This window comes from Sphingopyxis sp. GW821-FHT12C06, from assembly GCF_058807415.1.
Genome location: NZ_JBXAQR010000004.1, coordinates 422,221 through 443,053, shown reverse-complemented (window position 1 = coordinate 443,053; position 20,833 = coordinate 422,221). Strand labels below are relative to the sequence as shown.

At 64.2% G+C, this 20,833-nt stretch carries 20 protein-coding genes; 10 read left to right on the top strand and 10 right to left on the bottom strand.

Features of this window, described 5'->3' with window-relative positions; all coding sequences use genetic code 11:
* Positions 1-143: 143 nt before the first annotated feature.
* From AC1RRJ_RS14370 to AC1RRJ_RS14345, 6 genes are all read left to right on the top strand, one after another.
* Positions 144-350 carry a cold-shock protein gene (locus AC1RRJ_RS14370; protein ID WP_088472870.1) on the top strand — a complete coding sequence of 69 codons (207 nt, stop codon included), beginning with the start codon at positions 144-146 and terminating at the stop codon, positions 348-350.
* Between the two features lie 2 nt (positions 351-352).
* The gene (infA, locus tag AC1RRJ_RS14365) at positions 353-610 is read left to right on the top strand and encodes a translation initiation factor IF-1 (RefSeq protein ID WP_088472871.1); all 258 of its coding nucleotides are present in this window, start codon (positions 353-355) and stop codon (positions 608-610) included.
* Positions 611-828: 218 nt separating this feature from the next.
* Entirely contained in the window at positions 829-1,023 is a 195-nt protein-coding gene (locus AC1RRJ_RS14360; protein ID WP_088472872.1) for a hypothetical protein, read from the top strand.
* 393 nt (positions 1,024-1,416) lie between these two features.
* Entirely contained in the window at positions 1,417-2,409 is a 993-nt protein-coding gene (locus AC1RRJ_RS14355) for a glycosyltransferase family 2 protein (protein ID WP_493123809.1), read from the top strand.
* Between the two features lie 17 nt (positions 2,410-2,426).
* Entirely contained in the window at positions 2,427-3,557 is a 1,131-nt protein-coding gene (locus tag AC1RRJ_RS14350; RefSeq protein ID WP_493123807.1) for a cell wall hydrolase, read from the top strand.
* 44 nt (positions 3,558-3,601) lie between these two features.
* Positions 3,602-3,997 carry a VOC family protein gene (locus AC1RRJ_RS14345; protein ID WP_493123805.1) on the top strand — a complete coding sequence of 132 codons (396 nt, stop codon included), beginning with the start codon at positions 3,602-3,604 and terminating at the stop codon, positions 3,995-3,997.
* Between the two features lie 83 nt (positions 3,998-4,080).
* On the opposite strand, the gene AC1RRJ_RS14340 is transcribed toward AC1RRJ_RS14345, so the two are convergent.
* The 5 genes from AC1RRJ_RS14340 to AC1RRJ_RS14320 all read right to left on the bottom strand — a co-directional run bounded on the left by AC1RRJ_RS14340 (position 4,081) and on the right by AC1RRJ_RS14320 (position 10,234).
* Entirely contained in the window at positions 4,081-5,757 is a 1,677-nt protein-coding gene (locus AC1RRJ_RS14340) for an ATP-binding protein (RefSeq protein WP_493123803.1), read from the bottom strand.
* A 119-nt stretch (positions 5,758-5,876) separates the two neighbouring features.
* Complete coding sequence (locus tag AC1RRJ_RS14335) at positions 5,877-6,653, bottom strand: TIGR02186 family protein (RefSeq protein ID WP_493123801.1); 777 nt, start codon at positions 6,651-6,653, stop codon at positions 5,877-5,879.
* On the bottom strand, positions 6,650-7,558 hold the full coding sequence (locus AC1RRJ_RS14330; RefSeq protein ID WP_493123799.1) for a sulfite exporter TauE/SafE family protein: 909 nt from the start codon (positions 7,556-7,558) through the stop codon (positions 6,650-6,652). Before AC1RRJ_RS14330 ends, AC1RRJ_RS14335 begins: the two co-directional genes overlap by 4 nt.
* A gap of 106 nt (positions 7,559-7,664) precedes the next feature.
* Positions 7,665-8,531 (bottom strand): hypothetical protein, encoded by an 867-nt coding sequence (locus AC1RRJ_RS14325; RefSeq protein WP_493123797.1) that lies wholly within the window; start codon positions 8,529-8,531, stop codon positions 7,665-7,667.
* A 275-nt stretch (positions 8,532-8,806) separates the two neighbouring features.
* Positions 8,807-10,234, bottom strand: a complete 1,428-nt coding sequence (locus AC1RRJ_RS14320) for a glycosyl transferase family protein (RefSeq protein WP_493123796.1) — start codon at positions 10,232-10,234, stop codon at positions 8,807-8,809.
* A gap of 148 nt (positions 10,235-10,382) precedes the next feature.
* Between AC1RRJ_RS14320 and nhaA the strand changes: the two genes are divergently transcribed.
* Together nhaA and AC1RRJ_RS14310 are read left to right on the top strand one after the other, a co-directional pair.
* Positions 10,383-11,663 (top strand): Na+/H+ antiporter NhaA, encoded by a 1,281-nt coding sequence (nhaA, locus tag AC1RRJ_RS14315; RefSeq protein ID WP_493123794.1) that lies wholly within the window; start codon positions 10,383-10,385, stop codon positions 11,661-11,663.
* Between the two features lie 26 nt (positions 11,664-11,689).
* Positions 11,690-13,015, top strand: a complete 1,326-nt coding sequence (locus AC1RRJ_RS14310) for a hypothetical protein (protein WP_493123792.1) — start codon at positions 11,690-11,692, stop codon at positions 13,013-13,015.
* Between the two features lie 43 nt (positions 13,016-13,058).
* Here AC1RRJ_RS14310 and AC1RRJ_RS14305 read toward each other — a convergent pair whose 3' ends face one another.
* Positions 13,059-14,798, bottom strand: a complete 1,740-nt coding sequence (locus AC1RRJ_RS14305) for an N-acyl-D-amino-acid deacylase family protein (protein ID WP_493123790.1) — start codon at positions 14,796-14,798, stop codon at positions 13,059-13,061.
* A 125-nt stretch (positions 14,799-14,923) separates the two neighbouring features.
* On the opposite strand from AC1RRJ_RS14305, the gene AC1RRJ_RS14300 reads away from it, so the two are divergent.
* Entirely contained in the window at positions 14,924-15,685 is a 762-nt protein-coding gene (locus AC1RRJ_RS14300) for a class I SAM-dependent methyltransferase (protein ID WP_493123788.1), read from the top strand.
* An 8-nt stretch (positions 15,686-15,693) separates the two neighbouring features.
* A complete protein-coding gene (locus AC1RRJ_RS14295) occupies positions 15,694-15,999 on the top strand; it encodes an alkylphosphonate utilization protein (RefSeq protein ID WP_493123786.1) in 306 nt (101 codons plus the stop codon).
* Between the two features lie 151 nt (positions 16,000-16,150).
* Here the strand turns inward: AC1RRJ_RS14295 and AC1RRJ_RS14290 are convergent, their stop codons facing one another.
* The 4 genes from AC1RRJ_RS14290 to AC1RRJ_RS14275 all read right to left on the bottom strand — a co-directional run bounded on the left by AC1RRJ_RS14290 (position 16,151) and on the right by AC1RRJ_RS14275 (position 20,823).
* Complete coding sequence (locus AC1RRJ_RS14290) at positions 16,151-17,440, bottom strand: acyl-CoA dehydrogenase family protein (protein WP_493123784.1); 1,290 nt, start codon at positions 17,438-17,440, stop codon at positions 16,151-16,153.
* Between the two features lie 21 nt (positions 17,441-17,461).
* Positions 17,462-18,793, bottom strand: a complete 1,332-nt coding sequence (locus AC1RRJ_RS14285; protein ID WP_493123782.1) for a phosphotransferase family protein — start codon at positions 18,791-18,793, stop codon at positions 17,462-17,464.
* A gap of 77 nt (positions 18,794-18,870) precedes the next feature.
* Positions 18,871-19,713, bottom strand: a complete 843-nt coding sequence (locus tag AC1RRJ_RS14280; RefSeq protein WP_493123780.1) for an energy transducer TonB — start codon at positions 19,711-19,713, stop codon at positions 18,871-18,873.
* Between the two features lie 114 nt (positions 19,714-19,827).
* Positions 19,828-20,823 (bottom strand): cupin-like domain-containing protein, encoded by a 996-nt coding sequence (locus AC1RRJ_RS14275; protein WP_493123778.1) that lies wholly within the window; start codon positions 20,821-20,823, stop codon positions 19,828-19,830.
* Positions 20,824-20,833 lie beyond the last annotated feature (10 nt).

The window sequence follows — 20,833 nt, the reverse complement described above, 5'->3', positions numbered from 1 at the left end:
GCAAAATAACGCCAAGTTACTCGTGCTAACGTCGCCTGCGACGGAAATTTGATGCCTCCAGGCTGATCCTTCCCTTCACACGCTACCAGCTCCGCCGGTGCTTTTGCCGGTGGATACCCCTGTTTTCGTGAAAGGAAACATCCATGCCCATCGGCACCGTAAAATTCTTCAACTCGGACAAAGGCTATGGTTTCATCGCCAATGAGGACGGCTCGGGCGACAGCTTCGTGCACATCACCGCCGTCGAGCGCGCCGGTATGGCGACGCTGAACAAGGACCAGCGCGTTTCGTACGAACTGGAAACCGACCAGCGCGGCAAGACTTCGGCTGTCAATCTTCAGCCGGCCTGATCTTGGCCAAAGAAGAAATTATAACCTTCGATGGTGTGATTGACGAAATCCTGCCCGACGCCCGTTTTGGTGTCGTGCTGGAAAATGGTCATCGCATCATCGCCTATACCGCCGGCCGGATGCGACGCTTTCGCATCCGGTCGGTCGTGGGCGACGCGGTTCGCGTCGAAATGACCCCCTATGACCTGACCAAGGGTCGCGTGATCTATCGTGAACGCGGCGCAGGGGCCCCTGTCGGCGCGCAGCGCAAGCGCCGCTGACCAACAACAAAACAAGACGTAAAATTACAGGAAAACATGATTCATCAATACCAGGACTATCCGCAAAATTCCGCGGGCCGGCCGGCCCCTATGGCGACAACCGCCAAGCCGGCCCGGCGATCGCCGACCCTCTCGCGCCGCGAGCTGCAACGCCTGATCGCCCATATGATCGACTGAACGCCACACGGCGTTCGGTGTAACCCCAAAGGAGCAAGGCCGTGTCGACCACCAGCGACTATTATCTGGCGCAAGCCGCCAAATGCGCTACCGACGCGGCCGCTTCGTCCCTGGTTCAGGTACGCGATCGCAGCCTGCGCGCCGAACAGGCGTGGCTGTCGATGGCCGACCGGCTGATCCGCACCGAAGAGGCCCGCGCCGAAAAGGAAAAAAAGGCGGCCGCCGCCGGCGAATAACGCCGGACCGCGGCCGACCTCAAAGCTCCGGCACTCCGCTCCGCGCCCCTCTGCGGGCGTATCAAATTCCCGTTTCTCGATGCCCGCATCCAAGCCCGACCAAGGCTATGGACGCTCTTGCTGCCCGGGACATTCGCTGCCCCGGCACCTCCTTTGCGAAAGGGAGCGCTATTACCGCCCGCACCGACCGGCCCCTCAACGACGAACAAATGAAATCAGCTATACTGTGATCCGATTCGGATATTCTGCGCCGGAAATATTCGAAGACTATTGCACCGTCGGCGATCGATACACTAGTTGTGGCCGCATCCCGCTCGCGATTCCCATGTAACTTGATGTTAATCCGCGTTCTTTATCGTCGTCGCGGACATTCGGAAGGCGAGAATAAAGACGATGCGAACTCCGAAAATCAGCGTCGTCATGTCGGTGTACAACAACGCCCCCTATCTCGCGAAATCGATCGAGAGCATCCTGGACCAGACATGCGGCGATTTTGAATTCATCATTATCGACGATGGCTCGACCGACGGTTCGGGCGCGATCATCGACGGCTATGCCGCCCGCGACGCACGGGTGCGCGCGGTGCATCAGGAAAACCGGGGGACCATCGCCGCAGCCACCCGCGGGCTGGAACTGGCGCAGGCCGAACTGATCGCGCGCATGGATGGCGACGATATTGCCGATCCTGTCCGATTCGAAAAACAGGTCGCCTTTCTGGATGCCCATGACGATGTCGGCGCGCTGGGAACGTGGATTTGGGTGATCGACGAAGACGACGCCCCCCGCTTGCCCGGCGGAGACCCCGCAACCGACCCGGCGGTGATCGCCGAATCGCTGCGACACAGTAGCCCGATCATGAATCCGACCGCGATGATGCGCAAATCGGTGGCCAACCGGATCGGCGGGTATCGCCCGGCGTATCGGCATTGCGAAGATTATGACTATTGGCTGCGCTTTTCGGAACAAGCGAAGCTCGCCAACCTGCCCGAACGTCTGCTCCTCTATCGCTATTATGGCGGGCAGGTCAGCCAGAAGCACGCGACCACCCAACTGGTTGGCACCGTCATCGCCTATGCCGCCCATCAGGAGCGTATTGCGGGACGCAGCGACCCAACCGAAGGCCTGACCGAAATGCCCCGTGTCGACGCGCTTCCCGGCTTGTTCGGTCGCGACGACCTGCCCCGCCTCGCTCGCGAATTCGTGCTGCCACAGATCGAATATCGCCCCGACGCTTTTCAAAATGGCGGCACGGAATTGCTGGTCGAAGCACTACGCCAGCGCGAGGTGACCGACCTTCCCCGCACGATGAAGGTCGCGGCGCGACTGCTGCGCGCGGGACAATATGGCAATGCAGTCCGAATCGCCAAAGCGGCGATATTAGGGTAAGGGGCGGCAACCCGGCCATGAAACCCGAACTGAACCTCACCGCCCGCGCGACGTGGCGCGACCCGGTGCCGGAAAAGCCTGCGGGGCCGGGGCGCAATTTCTGGGCGGCGCTGGCGGCTGCGGTGGTCGTCGCCTGCCTTGCGTTCCTGCTGTCGAGCGGGCAGCTGCGTACGCCCGCCGGTTTCGGCCCATATAGCGTCAGCGTTCCGGTCGCCTTCAAACCCTATGACCCCGCACGCTGGGCGATCATGAATGCCGAGGATTATGCGGCAGCATTGAAAATCGACCCGACGCTGCCCGATCCGAACAGCGTCGGTTATGGCGATGCTGCCGCATTGCCGCCGACCGATCCCGCCCTGCTGCGCGACGAGGCCTTTGTTGGCCCGCCGGCCAAAAGCTACGCCTTCCGCGGGGTCACCGCGCTCGACCGCGAGCGCGCCCATTATTGTCTGACTGCCGCCATTTATTACGAAGCCGCATCCGAAAGCGACGACGGGATGCGCGGGGTCGCGCAGACGATCATAAACCGCGTTCGCCACCCGAGCTTCCCCAACACCGTGTGCGGAGTAGTCTTTCAGGGGTCGCAGCGTGCGGGCGTGTGCCAATTCACCTTCAGTTGCGACGGCGCGATGGCGCGAGCTCCGAGCAAGCCCAACTGGCTGCGCGCGAGCCGCATCGCGTCGGCAGCGCTGGGCGGATATGTCTTTCCCAAAGTCGGGCTGGCCACTCATTATCACACGCAGGCGATCTGGCCGCGCTGGGGCAAGAGCCTGGTGATGACCAACATCGTCGGCGCGCATATCTTCCACCGCTGGCGCGGTCGCTGGGGCATGCCCGACGCGTTTCGCGCGCCCTATCTGGGCCGCGAGCCGGTTCCCGGCCCCTATCTGCCGGTCGCACAGCAAGTCGCGATCCTGCGCGGCGGTGCGGTCGCGCCCACCGGCCTGTTACCAGACGGCAGCGGCGCACTAGCGGCACCTCTCCCGAATATCGCTGCCGCACCGACACCGGGCGCGGTGGCGCAGCAGAACGCCGCGCCAATTGTCTCCGCCCCCGCCGCGCCGTCCAACACCTATAACGACCCACGGCTGGGCCAGTCGGGCCAGGTCCGTGAGGAATTCAGCAAGAGCGGGGAGTGGATTCGCTAGGGCGAACGGCCTAGGCTGCACCTTCACCGGCAAGGAGGCTTTCCATGGGACATGTGAAGGGTATCGGCGGGTTGTTTTTCCGGGCGCGCGACCCTGATGCGCTGAATAGCTGGTATCGCGAACGGCTGGGCATTGGCGCCGGCTGCAACGCCGACGACAGCGGCCCGATCGACGAATGGGCATGGAATGTCAGCGCGGGGCCGGTGGTCTTCGCGCCGTTCAAGGCCGACACCGACTATTTCGCCGCTGACCGCCAATTTATGATCAACCTGCGCGTCGATGACCTCGACGCGGTGCTCGCGCCTTTTCATGCCGCGGGCGACGTTGTGATCACCAAGCCCGAATGGAATGACCCGGCGATCGGTCGCTTCGCCCGGGTCCACGACCCCGAAGGCAATCCCATCGAACTTTGGGAGCCGCCAAAAGCCACCTCCGTCTGATCGTCACCCCGACGCGGGCCTGGTCTCGACGATGATGGACCGCGCAGCGTGGAAATCCCGGCTTTCGCCGGGACGACAGGAAGCTACCGCCCCTGACTGCGCCAGCGCTTGACGACACGCTCCAGCATCTCGGGTTCGCCGCCGGTTTCGCGCCACAGCCTGGAGAAGAGCGGATCGCTCGACGCCGGGCGCTTGTCCTCGTCCAGCGTGTCGAGATAGATGCGCATAGGGATCGACACACCCTCGCCGCAAACGATGCATTCGCGGTTGCGCAGCGCCGGGATCGAATCGATGAAACCGCGCGCACCCTCGGGCATCGCCGCCTTCACGAAATGCTGGTCGCGTTCGTTGTTGAGACGCATCGAAATGATCGTGCCGCACTGCGACAACACGCCTTCGGCAAGGTCCGACGGACGCTGGGTGATCAGCCCCAGTGACACGCCATATTTACGGCCTTCCTTGGCGATCCGCTCGAGAACCTTGCGGACGGCCTGCCCTTGGCCGACGTCTTTTGCCGGAATATAGCGGTGCGCTTCCTCGCACACGAGCAGGATCGGGCGCTGCGGCTCGCCGCGCGACCAGATTGCATAGTCGAAGGTCAGGCGCGAGAGTACCGCGACGACGACCGACGTAATATCGCTCGGCACCCCCGACACGTCGATGATCGAAATCGGCCGGCCGTCGGACGGCAGGCGGAAAATCTTGCCGATGAAAGCCGACATGGTGTCGGCGACGAGCATCCCCGAAAACATGAAACCATAGCGCGGATCGGCGCGCATTTCTTCTATCTTGCCCTTGATCCGCATGAAGGGCGCGCTGGACGTCGCCTTGTCGAGCTTGCCCATTTCATTCTGCAGGATGTTGAGCAGGTCGGAGAGAAGATAGGGAATCGGCGAATCGACCGTCAGCTTCGACATCCCCTCGGCAAGCCGGTTCCTTTGCCGCGCCTGGAGCAGACATTTGGCGAGCACGTCGCAATCGCTCTGCCGGTCGCGGCCTTCGCTGGTGATGAAAACCTCGCAATGTTCCTCGAAGTTCATCAGCCAATAGGGCATCGCCAGATTGTCGACATCGAACAAGGCGCCGATCCCCTTGAACGCCGCCGAATATTCACCGTGCGGATCGATCATCACGATATGACCCTGCGGCGCGAGCTCGCAAATCTTGTGCAGGATCAGCGCAGCGCTGGTCGACTTGCCCGTACCGGTCGAGCCGAGCAGCGCAAAATGCTTGCCGAGCATCGCATCGATATAGAGCGAGCCGCGAATATCCTTGGTCGGATAGACGGTGCCGATTTCGACATGCGCCCGCTCGTCCGCGGCGTAAATCTGCTTCAGGTCGGCACCGGTCGCGGCATAAACCTGGCTGCCGGGCACCGGAAAGCGCGTGACGCCGCGACGGAAATTGTGAATGCGACCGGTGATCTTCTCTTCGTCGCCTTCGCCGAGGAAGTCGATCGACGCAAGGACCAGCCCTTGCCCCTTTTCATGAAGCTGCTGGTCGCGGATGCTGCCGAGCAACCATATGTTGCCGACGCGGACCTTGACCTGCGCGCCGACCTGGCCCGCCATCGCCACTGCGGGGTCGCTTGAGGTCGTCAGGGCAGCGATCGCCGCCGAATCGAGAAGCAGGCGCGACGCCGAACCGGAAATGTCGATCACTTCACCGATCAGCAGATCGTCGCGGTGATGGGTGGTCGCGGCCGCGACGGGCGCGGCGGTGCCGCCGCCCGCCAGCCGAACATGCTGCGCCGCCGTCATATCCCCGGAGCCGAAGCCGCCGCTCTGCATGTCCATAATTCGCCCCGCCTGTTGATTGTCCAAGGTCCGTTATCGCAGCACAGGGTAAACAAAGCGCTTATGATAGCGCGTAGGCGGGTTCAGCGGCGGCGGAAAATCGCCGATGCGCCGACGCCGAGAAGCAGCGACAGCGCGACAGCGCTCAGGCCATAAAGAAAGCCATGCTGCTCCGCCGCGAGCGCCACGAAACGTTCGAAGCCGGCCTTGCGAATCTGGACATCGCGCGACGCGACGGCGAGCACGCGGCCCCGGCTGATCAAATAGGTTTCGGCACGATAGGTGCCGACGGGCACCCGCGCCGGCACCGGGATGCGGGCGCGATAGAGCACGCCTTCGCTAATCTCGACCGCCGCCGGATTTTCGTAGAAGAGACCAAGGCGGGTATAGAGATCGATCAGCCCGGCCTCGAAACGCTGAAGCTTTTTCGCTTCCGAAAAACCGGTCGGCGACATCGACAGGTTGTTGAGCCCGAGTTCGAAGATCGCAGCGGTGCGTTCGTCGACCAGCTTGTCGATCGGGCGCGACGATCCGATAGCATAAAAACCCGGTGAGGTACGCAAGCGCAGGCTGTTGGCATTGACCCAGATGCCCGCGACGCGCCGCTTTTCGCGGAGGATAACGGGCCGCACCGGCCCCTTCAGCACGACAACGATATCGGCACGGTCATCAGGCAACCGCTGGCCAGGATAGAGGATCGCGCCGAACAGCAGCAACTCCTCGCCGGTAAAGCTGTACTGGATGTCGATCGCGCGGCTAGACACGTCGGGCACCAGACGCGGGTCAACCGCCTGCGCCGCGCCAACAGGCAGCAGCAGGAGTGCCGCGAGCCACAAAAGCAAGGCGCCCCCACGGGTCATTGCACGGTGTAAATTTCAGCGGGGCGGATGAAGAGACCAACCGCCATCTGCAGCGCCACCAGCAGGACGATCGCCGCCAGTGCGAGCCGCAAATATTCGGGCCGTATCTTTTGCGCGAAGCGCGCGCCAACCTGCGCGCCGGTGACGCTGCCGAGCAGCAACAGCCCGGCCAGCACGATATCGACCGCACCGGTGGTCATCGCATGGACCATCGTCGTCGCGATCGTCACGAACAATATCTGGAACAACGACGTGCCAACGACCACCTGCGTGCCCATGCCGAGGAGATAGATCATCGCCGGGACCATGATGAAACCGCCGCCGACCCCCAGCAACATGGTGAGGATGCCGACCACGACGCCGAGCATCAGCGGAGCGAGCGGGGAAATATACAGGCCCGAGCGATAGAAGCGCCAGCGCATCGGAAGATTGGCGACCATCGGATGGTGGCGCCGCTTGCGCGCCGGCGCGGGCATACCCGCTCTTGCCAGGCGTAGCGCGCCCACTGCCTCGCGTCCCATGATCGTCCCGACCGAGCCAAGCAGCCCGACATAAAGAATGGCAATGACCGTATCGATCTGGCCCCAGGCGGTGAGCAATTCGAACAATCCGGCGCCAAGCACCGAACCGACCAGACCACCCGCGACGAGTACGCCGCCCATGCGCAGATCGACGCCGCCGCGTTCGAGATGCGCCATCGCACCCGACACGCTCGCACCCGTGACCTGCGTCGCCGCCGACGCCGCCGCAACCGTGGGCGGGATGCCGTAAAAGATCAGCAGCGGGGTGGTCAAAAAGCCGCCGCCGACGCCGAACATCCCCGACAGGAAGCCGACCCCGCCGCCCAGCAGAACGATGACCAGGGCATTGACCGACAGATTCGCGACAGGAAGGTAAAGATCCATGGGCCCCGGTTGACCTATATGGCCCCAGGACGGGGCCGTTGGCGACGACCCTAGACCATTTTTTCGGGTCGGGGAATCGGCTGTAGCGCCGAAATTTCAGTGCATTTCAGAAGTCGGCGGCCAAGGTTAGCGCCACCCCGCTTTCGGGGGCTGCGTCGCCCGCGATGCGTTGCCGCCAGTCGAGCGCGATCCGGCTGCCTTCGCCGACGTGCGGAAGGCGCAGCGTCAGGCGCGGCCCCACATCGATACGCGCCGCTCCCGGCTGCACCGCCCCCGCCGCGAGGCCGCCAAGCCGCAGCCGCGCATCCTCGTCAGACCCCAACCGACGGTCGATCACCACCGCACCGTCGGCAAAGCCGTCGCGCTGCCGCCCGCCGACCACGCCCGCCTGGCCATAAGCGTCGAGCCGAAAGTCACCGGCCAGCGTCACTCCGCTGACCCCGCCGGTCACCATCCCGGCGATCGCGGTGCGTCCTTCGCTCCCCACGGCCAGCCGCTGCTCGACCGCAACATCGACCGGCCATCGCCGTACAGGGGCAAAAGCGATTCCCAGCGCCAATTCGCGCTGCTGTGGACGCTGCAACGCCACGGTCGCCCGGCCATATCCGCGAAGCCGGCCCGTTTCCCCGAAACCATAAGCGATCCGCAGGCCGCCCTGGCTGGCGCCAAGCTGGCTCGCCGCCGCAATGCCACCCGGCGTCGCCGAGGATATATCCCGCGCATAGAGCCAGCCGCCGAGCGACCAGCCCGCCATCTGCCGTCGCATCCAATAAGGCTGGCCATGCCCCGGCGCCGCGCTTGCCACCGACGGCAACCCCATGCCCCCCGCCACCTGCGGCACGGCGCGAGCGCTACCGCCGCCGACCATCATCACCGACAGATAACGCGCCGCGAGGGCGAAGCGAAGCTTGTGACGACCATCGCCCAGGCTGCTGCCGCCCCCGACAACCGCCGCGATGCCCCTGCCATCCACCAAAGGGACAAGCCGCGAGAACGAGCGGCGCGGCGCCGCCGGTCGCGGCACAGCACGGGCCAGGGGCCGGCCCACCCGCAGCTCCGGCCCGCGCCCTGGCGGGGTCATCGCAAATGGCGGCGATGCCCAGGGTGTCCGGATGGCGGCGGGCAGCATCGGCGGCGCCGGATTCCAGACCACCATGATCCGCAAGACCACCCAGCCACCAAGGCACAGCGCCAGAAAGCGGAGCGCCGGCGCTGCATGCCGCGAACGCTGCACCGAAACATGGGCTATCATCGCGTCCGCACCCGCATCGTCACAGGCTCATGGACGCCATCACCTTCCAGATGCGCGGTTTTGTCCCAAACGACCTGACCCGAACGCAGCATCTGATAATAAAGTGCCACGGCGCGACGCGCCGCGAGAATTGCAATGACATTGGCGACAAAGGCGCGCGGCAGCGCCATCGTCGCCTGCCGCCAGCCATACCATCGCGCAGTAAAATGGCCGCGCATCCCCAGCCGCCACATCAGCAGCGCCGCGTCGAGCACAAGCAGCAGGCGCATACCCTCGCCGATCTCCGGCGTCTGCCAGCCGATCAGACCATGGCCCGCCCAGCCCAGCGAGGTGAGCAGAAACCCGGCATAAGCGGCGAGAAGCACCACCGCCGCGAGCGGCGCCCGGCGGTCGCGCCACAACATCCAGCGCGCAAGCCAGGAGCGGTGGCCGGCACCGCCAGTCGATCCGTGGCCCGTCGTCAGCCAGCCGAGATGATCCCATCCGGCCAGTGCGATGCCTGCGATCCAGCGCGATTTCTGCCGAACCGCTGCGTCGACGTCACCGGGGAACGTACCGCGCGACACGATGCGATCGCCCGCGCTGCCCACCACATCGACGAAGCATGCACGCAGACCATAAGCGCCGATCAGCATGCCGACCTCATAGTCCTCGGTGAGACTATCGGCGCGAAACGGCTGTCCGCCGCGCTCGATCGCGAGCAGCGCCAGCGCGCTGCGCGTCAGCGCGCAACCGACCCCGGCCGACGGAATCGGCACGCCAAGTTCGGACCGCAGCATTAGTTCCTTGCTATGCGCCTCGGCAAATTCATCGCCATAGTGGCCGCCGATCCATTCGGCCCCGCTTCCAATGAACGGCACCACGGGAATCTGCACCATCGCATGATCGACGAGCATGCGGCGATAAAGCGCCAGTTCCTCGGCGTGGACATAATCCTCTGCATCATGGAGGACGACCGCGGCAAAACGCATCGCTTCGGCGCGCTCGTCCGCTCCCAACGCCGCCCACATGCGGTTCAGATTATCGCCCTTGGTGGTCGGGCCATCGCCCGCGCCGATGACGAGGCGCAGCCGCGGATCGCGCGCGACCAGCGGCGACACCGCGAACAGCGTCGCCGCATCATTCGGATAGCATCCGACATAGAGGCGAAAATCCTCGCCATCCCAGGCCGTAAGGGTGCGGCGCAGCATCGCCGGCAGCACGCGAGCCTCATCCCATGCCGGAACGAATATCGCGATGCGGCCGTCGAGCTGCGCGTGCTCGCGATGGAGGCGTGGCGTGGCGCGGCGGCGGGTCAGCATCCATCGAATATCGAAGAACAGATCGTCGAGGCCGATCAGCAATATGCCGACCGATGCGAAGAGCATCAGTTCATAGCCGGCGCCCAGCACCAGCCATTCCAGCCACGCAGTCGATCGATCCACCCTGCCAGTCCGCCCCACAACGGCTTTGCGCCATCCGATGTGAACAAAACCTAGCGACGAGTATCTATTTGTAAAGCGTGACGGCTGTGGGTCTGCGCGCTAGGAAGGCCCGCGCAAACCCCATCCAAAAGCAGGTGCTTTTCGCTCTATGCCTCCCAAATCCCCATCCGGTTCGGCTTTGCGCGACTTTCTTGAAAGCGAAAGCGCTGGCGGAATGTTGCTGATTTTCGCAGCCATATTGGCGATGATCGTCGCCAATTCGGCGTGGGGCGACACTTACAGCCATTTCATCCACGCGGTGACCGGGCCGGTGCTCACCGACAAGCTGGGGCCGATGACCGTCCATCTGTGGATCAACGACGGGCTGATGGCGGTATTTTTCCTGCTCGTCGGGCTGGAGATCAAGCGCGAGTTCGTCGACGGCCGCCTCGCAAGCTGGGACCGGCGGCGGCTGCCGTTCATCGCCGCCGCAGCGGGCATGGCGGTGCCGGCAGCGCTTTATATGTTCTTTGCCGGCGGCACACCGGGTCTCGCGCAGGGCTGGGCGATCCCCGCCGCGACCGACATCGCTTTTGCGATCGGGGTGCTCGCCTTGCTCGGCAAGCGGGCGCCGACGTCGCTCAAGCTATTCCTCGTCACCGTCGCGATCGTTGACGACATGGGCGCGGTGGCGATCATCGCACTCTTCTACACCGCCAAGCTCAACTTTGTCGCACTCGCCGCGGCGGCAGCAATCCTCGCCGTCATGACGCTCTGCAACCGTTCGGGCGTGCGTCACCTCGCCATCTATCTGCTGCTGTTCGTGCTGCTCTGGTACGCCATGCTGCTGTCGGGGGTCCATGCAACGATCGCAGGTGTGCTCGCGGCGATGACCATCCCCTTCGACCGTACCCCGGGCGCACCCGACAGCGTGACCTCACCGCTCCACCGGCTTGAACACGGGCTGCACCCCTGGGTCGCTTTTGCCATCGTGCCGCTGTTCGGCTTCGCCAACGCCGGGGTCGATATGTCGGGACTGACCGTCGACCAGATCCTCGCGCCGCTGCCGATCGGCATCGCGGCAGGCCTGTTCATCGGCAAGCAGATCGGCATCTTCGGCAGCGTCTGGCTTAGTGTCAAACTCGGCATCGCCGGCCGGCTGCGCGGTGCGACCTGGTTACAGGTCTATGGCGTGTCCCTGCTCTGCGGCATTGGTTTCACGATGAGCCTGTTCATCGGCGGCCTCGCCTTCCCCGGCGATCCGTTGCTGATCGAAGAGGCGAAGATCGGCACGCTGATGGGCTCGCTCGTCGCCGCACTGGTCGGTTTTGCGGTGCTGCGCTTTGCCCCGCCCCATCCCGATCACGACGCGACCGAGGCGGCATCGGATGCCGAGATTGCCGACGATGGCGATGTCCGCGACACGTCCGAAGCCCCGGTGGCGGTGTGATACGCGGATCGCTGATCCTGTTGCCGATGGCGGTTGCCGCCCTGTCAGGCTGCGCCGCAACCGACAGCCTGCGCCCGGCGGGAACCACGCAGGTTCCAGCGGTCGCGGTACGGCACACGCCCGCATCGGCAGAGCCGATGAACGCGATCGCCACCGACTATCTCTCGCTCAGTCTCGAAATCGGGACGCATGAAGCGGGCTATATCGACGCCTATTATGGCCCCGCGGAGCTGCGCGCCGCAGCCGAGGCGAACCCCCGCGACAAGCCCGCACTGCTCGCCGCGACGCGCGCACTGATGGCCCGGCTCGATACCGCCGCGCGGCGGCTCTCCGATCCGCTCGACCGCCGCCGCGCGACCTTCCTGCGCGCGCAATTGCGCGCCGCCGAAACGCGGCTGATGATGATGCAGGGCACGCGCTTCACCTTTGCCGACGAAGCCGAGCGGCTGTTCGGGGTGCGCCCGGTGCTGAAACCGCTCGCCAGCTATGACGGCGAGCTGGCGAAAATCGCGGCGCTGGTTCCCGGCGACGGACCGCTCGCGGCGCGGGTCGAGGCCTGGCTCGACGGCTTCACCATCCCCAAGGACCGGCTGCAGAAAACCTTCGATGCCGCGATCGCGCGCTGCCGGGGGCGCAGCATGGCGCATATCGCGATGCCCGACGGCGAGAGTTTTCGATTAGAGTTCGTCACGGGCAAAAGCTGGAGCGGCTATAATTATTATGAGGGCGGCTATCACAGCCTGATACAGGTCAACACAGACTTGCCGATCCGCCTGTCGCGCGCGCTCGATCTGGGCTGCCACGAAGGGTATCCGGGCCACCACCTCCTCAACATGAAGCTCGAGGAGAAGCTGGTGAAGGGACGCGGCTGGGCCGAGTTTAGCGTCTATCCGCTCTACAGCCCGCAGAGCCTGATTGCCGAGGGCAGCGCCAATTACGGGATCGACCTTGCCTTTCCCGAAGCAAACAGGGCCGAAACCGAGCGCGATATATTGATGCCGATCGCCGAAATCACGGTGCCCGCCGACGATCGCTATTGGCAGCTTTTGAAAGCGATCGACCGCGCATCGGGCGCACGACTGACGATCGCCCAGCAATATCTCGACGGCCAGATCGATCGCCCGACCGCGGTCGCGCTAACGCAGAAATATCTGCTCGTCTCACCCGCGCGCGCCGAGCAGTCCGTCAGCTTCACCGACCAGTATCGCAGCTATGTGATCAATTACGGGCTCGGCGAAGCGATGGTCCGCGGCTATATCGAGCGCGGCAAACCGACCCGCGAGGAAATGTGGCACCGCATGGCGAAGATCATCAGCGAACCCACTTTGCCTTCGGATTTGTCCGCACGATAAGGCACCGGCAGCGCGGGGCGAACCCGCGCTGCGCCCGGGACGTTTACTCCGCCGCCATGGCCATTTCGACGCGCTGCGGGCCGCGGATGACACCGCCGGGGGTCGGCCCCTGCATTTCGCCATCCTTGAAGGTCACGACCCCCGATTTCACCGTCGCGACATAACCGTCGGCCTTTTGCAGCAGGCGCTTGCCGCCCGCAGGCAGATCGAACGCCAGCCACGGCTTGCCGAGCTTGATCGCATCCATGTCGATGACATTGAGGTCGGCGAGATAGCCCGGTGCGAGTACGCCGCGATCCTCGAGCCCGTAAAGGATCGCGGTGTCGCGGCACTGGCGCTTGATCGCATGTTCGAGCCCGATGCGGTTGCCGTTGCGGTCGCGGACCCAATGCTGGAGCATGAAGGTCGGCGAGGCGGCGTCGCAGATCGTCCCGCAATGCGCGCCGCCGTCGGACAGACTGTTCACCGTGTCATCGGCGGCCTGCAAATCCTCGAGGAAATTGAGGTTGCCGTCGCGGTAGTTGAGGATCGGGAAATAGATGAAGCCCTTGCCGTCGTCCTTCATGAGGAGGTCATAGGCATATTCGGACGGCGAAACACCCGCCACGGCGGCGCGCGCCATGATGCTTTCGTCCATCTTGGGCTCATAGTTGAAATCGGGGTCCATCTCGAAATGCACCGGCCAGCCCAAGGCGACGACTTTGAGGAAGTCGATGATGTCGCTTTCGGGCCAGATATTTTCCTCTTCGATCATCCGCGCCTTGAATGCGGGATCGCGGAGCTTCGCGAGCTGCTGATCCCACGGCAGGTCGATGATCTCGTTCCATGCGGGTTTGAAACGGAAGGGATGCACCGTCCCCTGCCACGCCATGATGATGCCGTTGCCGCGCAGCGCGATCTGCGCGACGATATTCGCGCCGGTCGCATTCTGCTTCCGCATTTCGGAGATTTGTTCCTCAAGAGGCAATTCCTTGGCGATCGACTGGAGCGCGGCGAAGGTCACCGGCAGTCCGGTTTCGCGGCTGAGGTCGCCCATCCACTGAAACTCGTTCCACTCGCGCTTCATGTCGCTCGCCATTTCGAACACGCCATAACCGACGCGGCCCATCGCGCGGCCGATCGCAATCAGCTCTTCGGCGGTCGCGGTGGTGCCGGGAACGAGTTCGCCGTCGATCGATTTGTGGAGCACGGTGCGGCTGGTCGAAAAGCCGAGCGCGCCGGCGCGCACGCCTTCCTCGACAATCCGCGACATTTCGGCGATGTCTTCGTCGGTCGGAATAGCGCCGGGCTTTTCACGGTCGCCGAGCACATAGGCGCGCACGGCGCCATGCGGGACGTGGCAGGCGACATCGACGGTGCGCGGCAATTTCTCCAGCGCATCCATATATTCGGGGAAGGTTTCCCAATCCCACGACATGCCCTCGGCAAGCGCGGTGCCCGGAATATCCTCGACGCCTTCCATCAGCGAAATCAGCCATTCGTGACGGTCGGGCTTGGCGGGGGCGAAGCCGACGCCACAATTGCCCATCACGACGGTGGTGACCCCGTGCCAGCTCGACGGCGCCATTTCCTGATCCCACGTCGCCTGACCGTCATAATGGGTGTGGACGTCGACGAAACCGGGGGTGACGATCTTGCCGCCTGCGTCGATTTCCTTGGCGCCGGCGGCGAGATTTTCGCCCACCGCGACGATGCGATCGCCATCGACCGCGACGTCAGCAACAAAGGCATTTCCGCCCGTTCCGTCGACGATCGTGCCGCCGCGAATCACCAGATCATACATGTCCGCTCTCCCATTTTTTAGTTTCACCCGAAAACCTATCATCAAAATCGCGATATGCAAATCTGCGCGCGACTCTCGCCGGGAAGCGCTATGATGGCGCGATAAAAGCCAAGGGAGTCGATGCCATGATCCGCCCGCTTACCTCCACCCTCCTGCTCGCCACCCTGCTCGCCATCACCGCGACCCCGCTCGCCGCGAAGCAGGCCAAAGCCCCCGACTATAGCGCCGCGCTCGCCGATCCGGCGCGCCCCGCGGCCGACCGGACACGCGACGCCGCGCGCAAGCCCGCCGAACTGCTCGCCTTTGCCGAGGTCGCCCCCGGCAAACAGGTCGGCGATTTCGTGATGGGCGGCGGCTATGTCACCCGCCTGCTCGCCGCCGCGGTCGGCCCCAAGGGCCGCGTCTATGCCTTTCAGCCTGCCGAATTCATCGGCTTCAAGAAGCAATATGGCGACGATCAGGCTGCGGTCGATGCCGCCTATGCCAATGTCGATGCGGTGAATGGTCCGTTCGCTGCGCCAGCCTTTCCGGCGCCGCTCGACACGATCATCACGGTACAGAATTTCCACGACCTGTACCTCAAACCCTTCCCCGAGGGGACGGGCGACAAGACGAGCGCGGCGTTGTTCGCGGCATTGAAGCCCGGCGGGACATTGGTCGTCGTCGATCACAGCGCCGCCGACGGCAGCGGCACGAGCCTGTCCGACAGCCTCCACCGCATCGACAAGGCGGCGGTCGTCGCCGTGCTCACCAAAGCGGGCTTCAAGCTTGAAGCATCGAGCGATCTCTATAAACGCAGCGACGACCCGCGCACCGCGAACGTGTTCGACGACGCCATTCGCGGCAAGACCGACCAGTTCGCACTGCGCTTCCGCAAACCGAAATAGGGACCAACATGGCCGACGATGATTATGTCTATGACGAAGCAAGCGGCGAGTGGATGTCGGCCGGCGATATCGCCGCGCGCGATGCCGCCGCAGCGGCGGGCCCCGAAGTGCGCGACGCGGTCGGAAATTTGCTCGCCGACGGCGACTCGGTCGCGCTGATCAAGGATTTGACCGTGAAGGGCGCCGGCCAGACGTTGAAGGTCGGCACGGTGATCAAATCGATCCGCCTGACCGGCGACGCGCAGGAAATCGACTGCCGCCACGAAGGCATCAAGGGGCTGGTCCTGCGCGCGGAATTTGTGCGGAAGCGGTAAGAACCACCTTATCTTCCCTGTCGCGAAGCGATGGGGAGGGGGCAGCGCGAAGCGCTGACGGAGGGGCTTTGGCGCTGGCGTCGCGGCCCCTCCACCACCGCTTCGCGGCGGTCCCCCTCCCCACGGCTACGCCGCAGGGAGGATCTTGAGATTAGCCCAACGTCCCTTTGCGCGGCCCCAGATACCCAAACAGATACGCCCCAACCTTACGCATCTGAATCTCTTCCGCCCCCTCGGTGATGCGGTAACGGCGGTGGTGGCGGTAGATATGCTCGAACGGCTTGTGGCGCGAATAGCCGATGCCGCCATGGACCTGCATCGCGCGATCGGCGGCTTCGCAGCACAGCCGGTTCGCCCAATAATTGCACATGCTGACCTTGTCGGACAGATTATGCTCGACCTCCTTGTGCGGCATATTGTCCATGTCCCACGCGGTCTTGCGGATCAGCAGGCGCAGCATTTCGGCCTGCGTCGCGAGCTCGACGAGCGGGAACTGGATCGCCTGATTCTTCGCCAGCGCCTCGCCGAACGGCTTGCGCTCGCGGGCGTAACGCACGCTTTCCTCGATGCAGAAAACCGCCGCGCCCAGCGATGACGCCGCCTGGCGGATTCGGTTCTGGTGGACGAAGCTCTGCGCGATCGACAGCCCGCCATCGACCGGGCCGAGCCGCGCGCTGTCCGGAACCCAGACATCGGTGAAGGTCATGCGTGGATGATCGGTCGGCATGTTGAAGGTCCACATATATTCGTCGACCGTCATCCCCGGCGTCCCGGTGGGGACGAGCAGGCACGAAATCCCCTTCGCATCACCGTCCTTGCCGCTGGTGCGGCAGAAGGTCGCGCAGTGGGTCGCGACGTGCATGCCGGTGATCCACATCTTGCGCCCGTTGATCAGCCAGCCGTCGACGCCGTCGCGAGTCTCGCGCACCGCGCGGGTTTCCATATGCGTCGCGTCCGACCCGTGATCGGGCTCGGTGAGGCCAAATGCGGTGCGGCGCTTGCCCTCGAACCCGCCGAGGATGAATTCCTGCTTCTGCTCCTCGCTCGTCGCGAATTGTTCGAACATCTCGACAAAGGGGAAATTGCCGACGATGCTATGTTCGTTCTGAAGGTCGTTGTGGAGCCCGAGACCCTTGGCAGCGAAATGCTCGCGGATCACTGCCATCCACAGGTTCGATCCGTCCTTGCCGCCATATTTCTTCGGCGCCGAGAAACGCCAGTGGCCCGCGGCGTCGGCCTTGCGCGTCGCCTGTTTCAGCAACTGCTCCCAATCGTGGCGCGGCAGGCCCTGATTGTCCCAGTCAGTGCGCGCATGTTCGCGGCGGTGGTCGAAGAAGCGGATATTGTCGTCGGCGTCCTCCAACGGTTGAATTTCGGCCGCGATGAACGCGTCGAGCTCATCGAGATAGGCCTGAAGGCCCGCAGGCATCGCAAAATCCATGTGTCTCTCTCCCGTGTTTTCTTATTCGCCCCACGCATCGCGGGCGCGCGCGAGCGCGGCATATTTGGGGCTGTCGATCGTGCATTTGTCGAGCGCGGCACGGCGCAGCTTCGCGAGCAGGCCCGGTTCGGCGAGCGTCGTGGTGCCCGACAAGAATGCCTCGGCGAGCGCCTTGTCCTCGGCGCGCACCCCGGCATCGAGATCGCGCATGATGATCCCGAGCGCGTTCATCGCGACCGCGACCTCGAACTTCGCATGGCCTTCGGCACGCGGCTTGATCGTGTCACCCAGCCAGTCGCGCACCGCCTGCACCATTTCGGCATTGGTCGGCTCGCCGACCGGCGCCGGAGTTGCGGGCGGCGACGGCGGCAGCCCGCGGGCGCGTTCGGCCGCAGGCGCCTCATCCTCGAGCAGCAACAGCAGATCGAGTTCCTGTTCGGCGGTCCGCCGCCCGATCACCACACGCTCGACCGTCGCGTCGGCGCCGCTGCGCCACGCCTGTCCCATCTGCAAGCAGCCGAGCGCCCACCACAGGGTGCGATAGACAAGCCAGAAGTGGAAGCGGTCACGGTCGACGGGCACGCCGCCCGCGGCTTCATAGGCAGCGAAATAATCATCGAGGCTGCCGATGCCGAACGCGGGCTTGTCGAGCTGCCCGAAACGCCACACGGTCATGCAGCCGAACGCCAGATCCTCATGCGCGTCGCCGCGATGCGCAAGTTCCCAGTCGAGCACGGCCGCCAGGCCATCAGCGTCGACCATGATATTGCCCATGCGATAATCGCTATGGACGAGCACCGGTTCGACCGGCGCGGGCAGATGATCCTCGCACCATTTGATCGCGAGCGCGATAGCCGGGCGGTCGCCGCCATAGGTCAGGAAACGCCTTTTGAGTTCGGCCAGCGCTTCGGCGGTGTCCATCAGCGGGATCGCCGCCGGGATGACATCGGCCGACAGCGCATGGATGCGCGCCAGTTCGCGACCGAGATCGGCGATCAGCGAAGGCGGCGGGTTGGCGAGAATTTTCGCCGGGCTGACCTCGGCGATCACGCGCCGCATCACATAGCCGGTACCCATGCCGTCATCATCGCCCAGCACCCCGACCACTTCGGGCGCCTTCACTCCGCCGGCGTGCGCCGCCATCACCAGCGCCGCCTCGTCGACATGGGCAAAGGGCCGGTCGGCCATATATTCGGCCGAGGGCGCACGGCGCAGGACAAAGGCGACGTCCGCCCACTCGAACGCCCAGCTTTCCATATTGGCGCCGCCCGACAGGCGCGCGAGGCCCGAAAGCAGGCCGGGTCCAATGGTGCGGGTCATGAAGGCGGGCAGGAGATCGTTCAGTTCGGCCATTTACTTACCTTGCTAAGTATTTTGCTCTACCGCAAGGCCAATCGGCTTTCGGTGTGACGCCTTCGCACCACGATGCGCTATATGCGGAAACGCACACGATTCAGATAATAGGAAACCACGGGCTTACCCGTCGCATCGAGCGCCGGCTCAAATTCGGCGCGGCGCATGATTCCGTTGCACACCGCCTCGTCAAACTCGACCGGCCGCGTCGATTGCTGGATATGGCAGCTGGCGGGCTTGCCCGCCGCATCGACAATCAGGCGAAAATTGACAAGGCCCTGATAGCCGCGCGCGCGCATCTCGGGCGGATAGTCGCTGTTATTCAACCATTGTTCCGGCTCGCCCACCGGAGTCGCCCGGCGCGACAAATTCTGATGCGCTGCGACATCAATTTTCCATCCGCGCAGCAGGTCGTCGGTACAGGCCGCCAGCGCCTGTTCCGCCGCCATCATCGAACCCGTTTCCAGATGGATCGCCTGCTTGCCGGCGATACGCAACTCGAGAAAACGGATCGCGGCGTAAAGCGCCGGATCAATATCTGGCTGTTTGAGCGATTTTCCTGCATTCTCCCGGGCGGCACGGGCCGGATCGTACCCCGTGATCCACAAATCGCCGTCGACGATCAGCGCCGCATTTCCATTGTCGAGCGATCCGGTCGTGAAGCCCTTTTCGAACGCGGGGTCGTTGGGGCCGAAACGAAGGGTGATCCGGCGTGTTTCGCTGCGGACTTTCACCGGCTGACCGGTAAGCGTCATGCCGACCTTGGGGCCCGGCTGAAAGCGGTCGAAGACGAGAACGACCTCTTCATTGCCGGTTCCGAAAGACCGCGCCAGGCGGCAACTGTCGTCGGCATAATTGATGTGCCAGTCAGACGAAGGGGACAACCGCAAGGGTTCGCCCGCATATACCGGCATCGTCATGGCCGCCGCTGCGGCAAGCCCGGCAAGAGCAGCACAACGATGCATCATAATCCTCTCCCACAACCCTCTTCTTCGGAGGCACCGAACTTATAGGCTGGAATCGGAAAGGCAATCTCAGCCGATGGCACCGTAGGACACATAATCCCCGGCATGGGCATTGGACCGGCGAAAGCTGGTAAAACTCATGCTCGCCGACAGGTCGAGGGCTTCGACCTGATGCCACCAGCCGACGGGCAGGAAGATCGCTTCGCCGGGGCCGATTACCGCCTCCAGCACCGGCGGTGTGTCGGCGTCACCCACCCCGGCGGGCAGCGCTTCATTGCCCCAGTCGGAAAAGCAATGAAGGCGGTTCTTCATCCGCGAAAAAGCCCAGGGCGGCGCCATGCGCACCCGCTTGCGGCCCATCACCTGAACGAGCAGATTGTTGGTCAGGTCATGATGCCAGGGCGTCAGCGTGCCGCGTGGCCCCAGCCAGAAAAAGCCGTCGCGCGCGCCGCGATCGTCGAGCAAATCGATCGGCGCCAGATCGTCCCACAAGAACCCGAGCGCCGCGGCGTTGGTCCCGCTGTTATAGGCGGTCAGGTAAATATCATTGCTCGCCTCATACTTGCGAAGCCAGTCGATCAGTTCGGCGAAGCGGATCAGGCGGCGGTGATCGTCCTTCGCCAGTTCATAATCGGGGTCATGCGTCCGCTCGACCTGCGCCTCGACCACGGCGTCGCCACCGGCGGCCGCGAAATGGTCGAGCGACCAGCACTGGAGCGCGGGCCAATGATCTATCAGTCCGACGAGCTTCGCCGGCCGGTTCGCTTCATAATGATGGCGATAGAAATGATCGGGATCGGGGCGCTCCAGCGTGTCGAGCGCAAAGCCGCCATCGGCCTCAAAAGCCAGCCGCTGTTGATTGGCGAGCAGCCAGCCCTGCTTCGCCATCCGCGCTGCCTGCCGTCGCAGCGCCGCCGCCAGCGGATCCTTCGCCAGCCGCTCGATCTCGTATTTCGCCGACGCCACCGAGACGCCCGCCGCGACCAGCCGCGTGCGAAGGGCAGCGTCATCTTCGCCTTTCGCCAATCCCTCGGCGATCAGGCCGCGCTTGTCCGTCTGCGCCATGGGATGGGTC

Coding starts and splice junctions, on each gene's coding strand:
- AC1RRJ_RS14370 (WP_088472870.1), top strand. CDS start 144: ATGCCCATCGGCACCGTAAAATTCTTCAACTCGGACAAAGGCTATGGT.
- AC1RRJ_RS14355 (WP_493123809.1), top strand. CDS start 1,417: ATGCGAACTCCGAAAATCAGCGTCGTCATGTCGGTGTACAACAACGCC.
- AC1RRJ_RS14350 (WP_493123807.1), top strand. CDS start 2,427: ATGAAACCCGAACTGAACCTCACCGCCCGCGCGACGTGGCGCGACCCG.
- AC1RRJ_RS14345 (WP_493123805.1), top strand. CDS start 3,602: ATGGGACATGTGAAGGGTATCGGCGGGTTGTTTTTCCGGGCGCGCGAC.
- AC1RRJ_RS14340 (WP_493123803.1), bottom strand. CDS start 5,757: ATGACGGCGGCGCAGCATGTTCGGCTGGCGGGCGGCGGCACCGCCGCG.
- AC1RRJ_RS14335 (WP_493123801.1), bottom strand. CDS start 6,653: ATGACCCGTGGGGGCGCCTTGCTTTTGTGGCTCGCGGCACTCCTGCTG.
- AC1RRJ_RS14330 (WP_493123799.1), bottom strand. CDS start 7,558: ATGGATCTTTACCTTCCTGTCGCGAATCTGTCGGTCAATGCCCTGGTC.
- nhaA (WP_493123794.1), top strand. CDS start 10,383: ATGCCTCCCAAATCCCCATCCGGTTCGGCTTTGCGCGACTTTCTTGAA.
- AC1RRJ_RS14310 (WP_493123792.1), top strand. CDS start 11,690: ATGGCGGTTGCCGCCCTGTCAGGCTGCGCCGCAACCGACAGCCTGCGC.
- AC1RRJ_RS14305 (WP_493123790.1), bottom strand. CDS start 14,798: ATGTATGATCTGGTGATTCGCGGCGGCACGATCGTCGACGGAACGGGC.
- AC1RRJ_RS14300 (WP_493123788.1), top strand. CDS start 14,924: ATGATCCGCCCGCTTACCTCCACCCTCCTGCTCGCCACCCTGCTCGCC.
- AC1RRJ_RS14295 (WP_493123786.1), top strand. CDS start 15,694: ATGGCCGACGATGATTATGTCTATGACGAAGCAAGCGGCGAGTGGATG.
- AC1RRJ_RS14290 (WP_493123784.1), bottom strand. CDS start 17,440: ATGGATTTTGCGATGCCTGCGGGCCTTCAGGCCTATCTCGATGAGCTC.
- AC1RRJ_RS14285 (WP_493123782.1), bottom strand. CDS start 18,793: ATGGCCGAACTGAACGATCTCCTGCCCGCCTTCATGACCCGCACCATT.
- AC1RRJ_RS14280 (WP_493123780.1), bottom strand. CDS start 19,713: ATGACGATGCCGGTATATGCGGGCGAACCCTTGCGGTTGTCCCCTTCG.
- AC1RRJ_RS14275 (WP_493123778.1), bottom strand. CDS start 20,823: ATGGCGCAGACGGACAAGCGCGGCCTGATCGCCGAGGGATTGGCGAAA.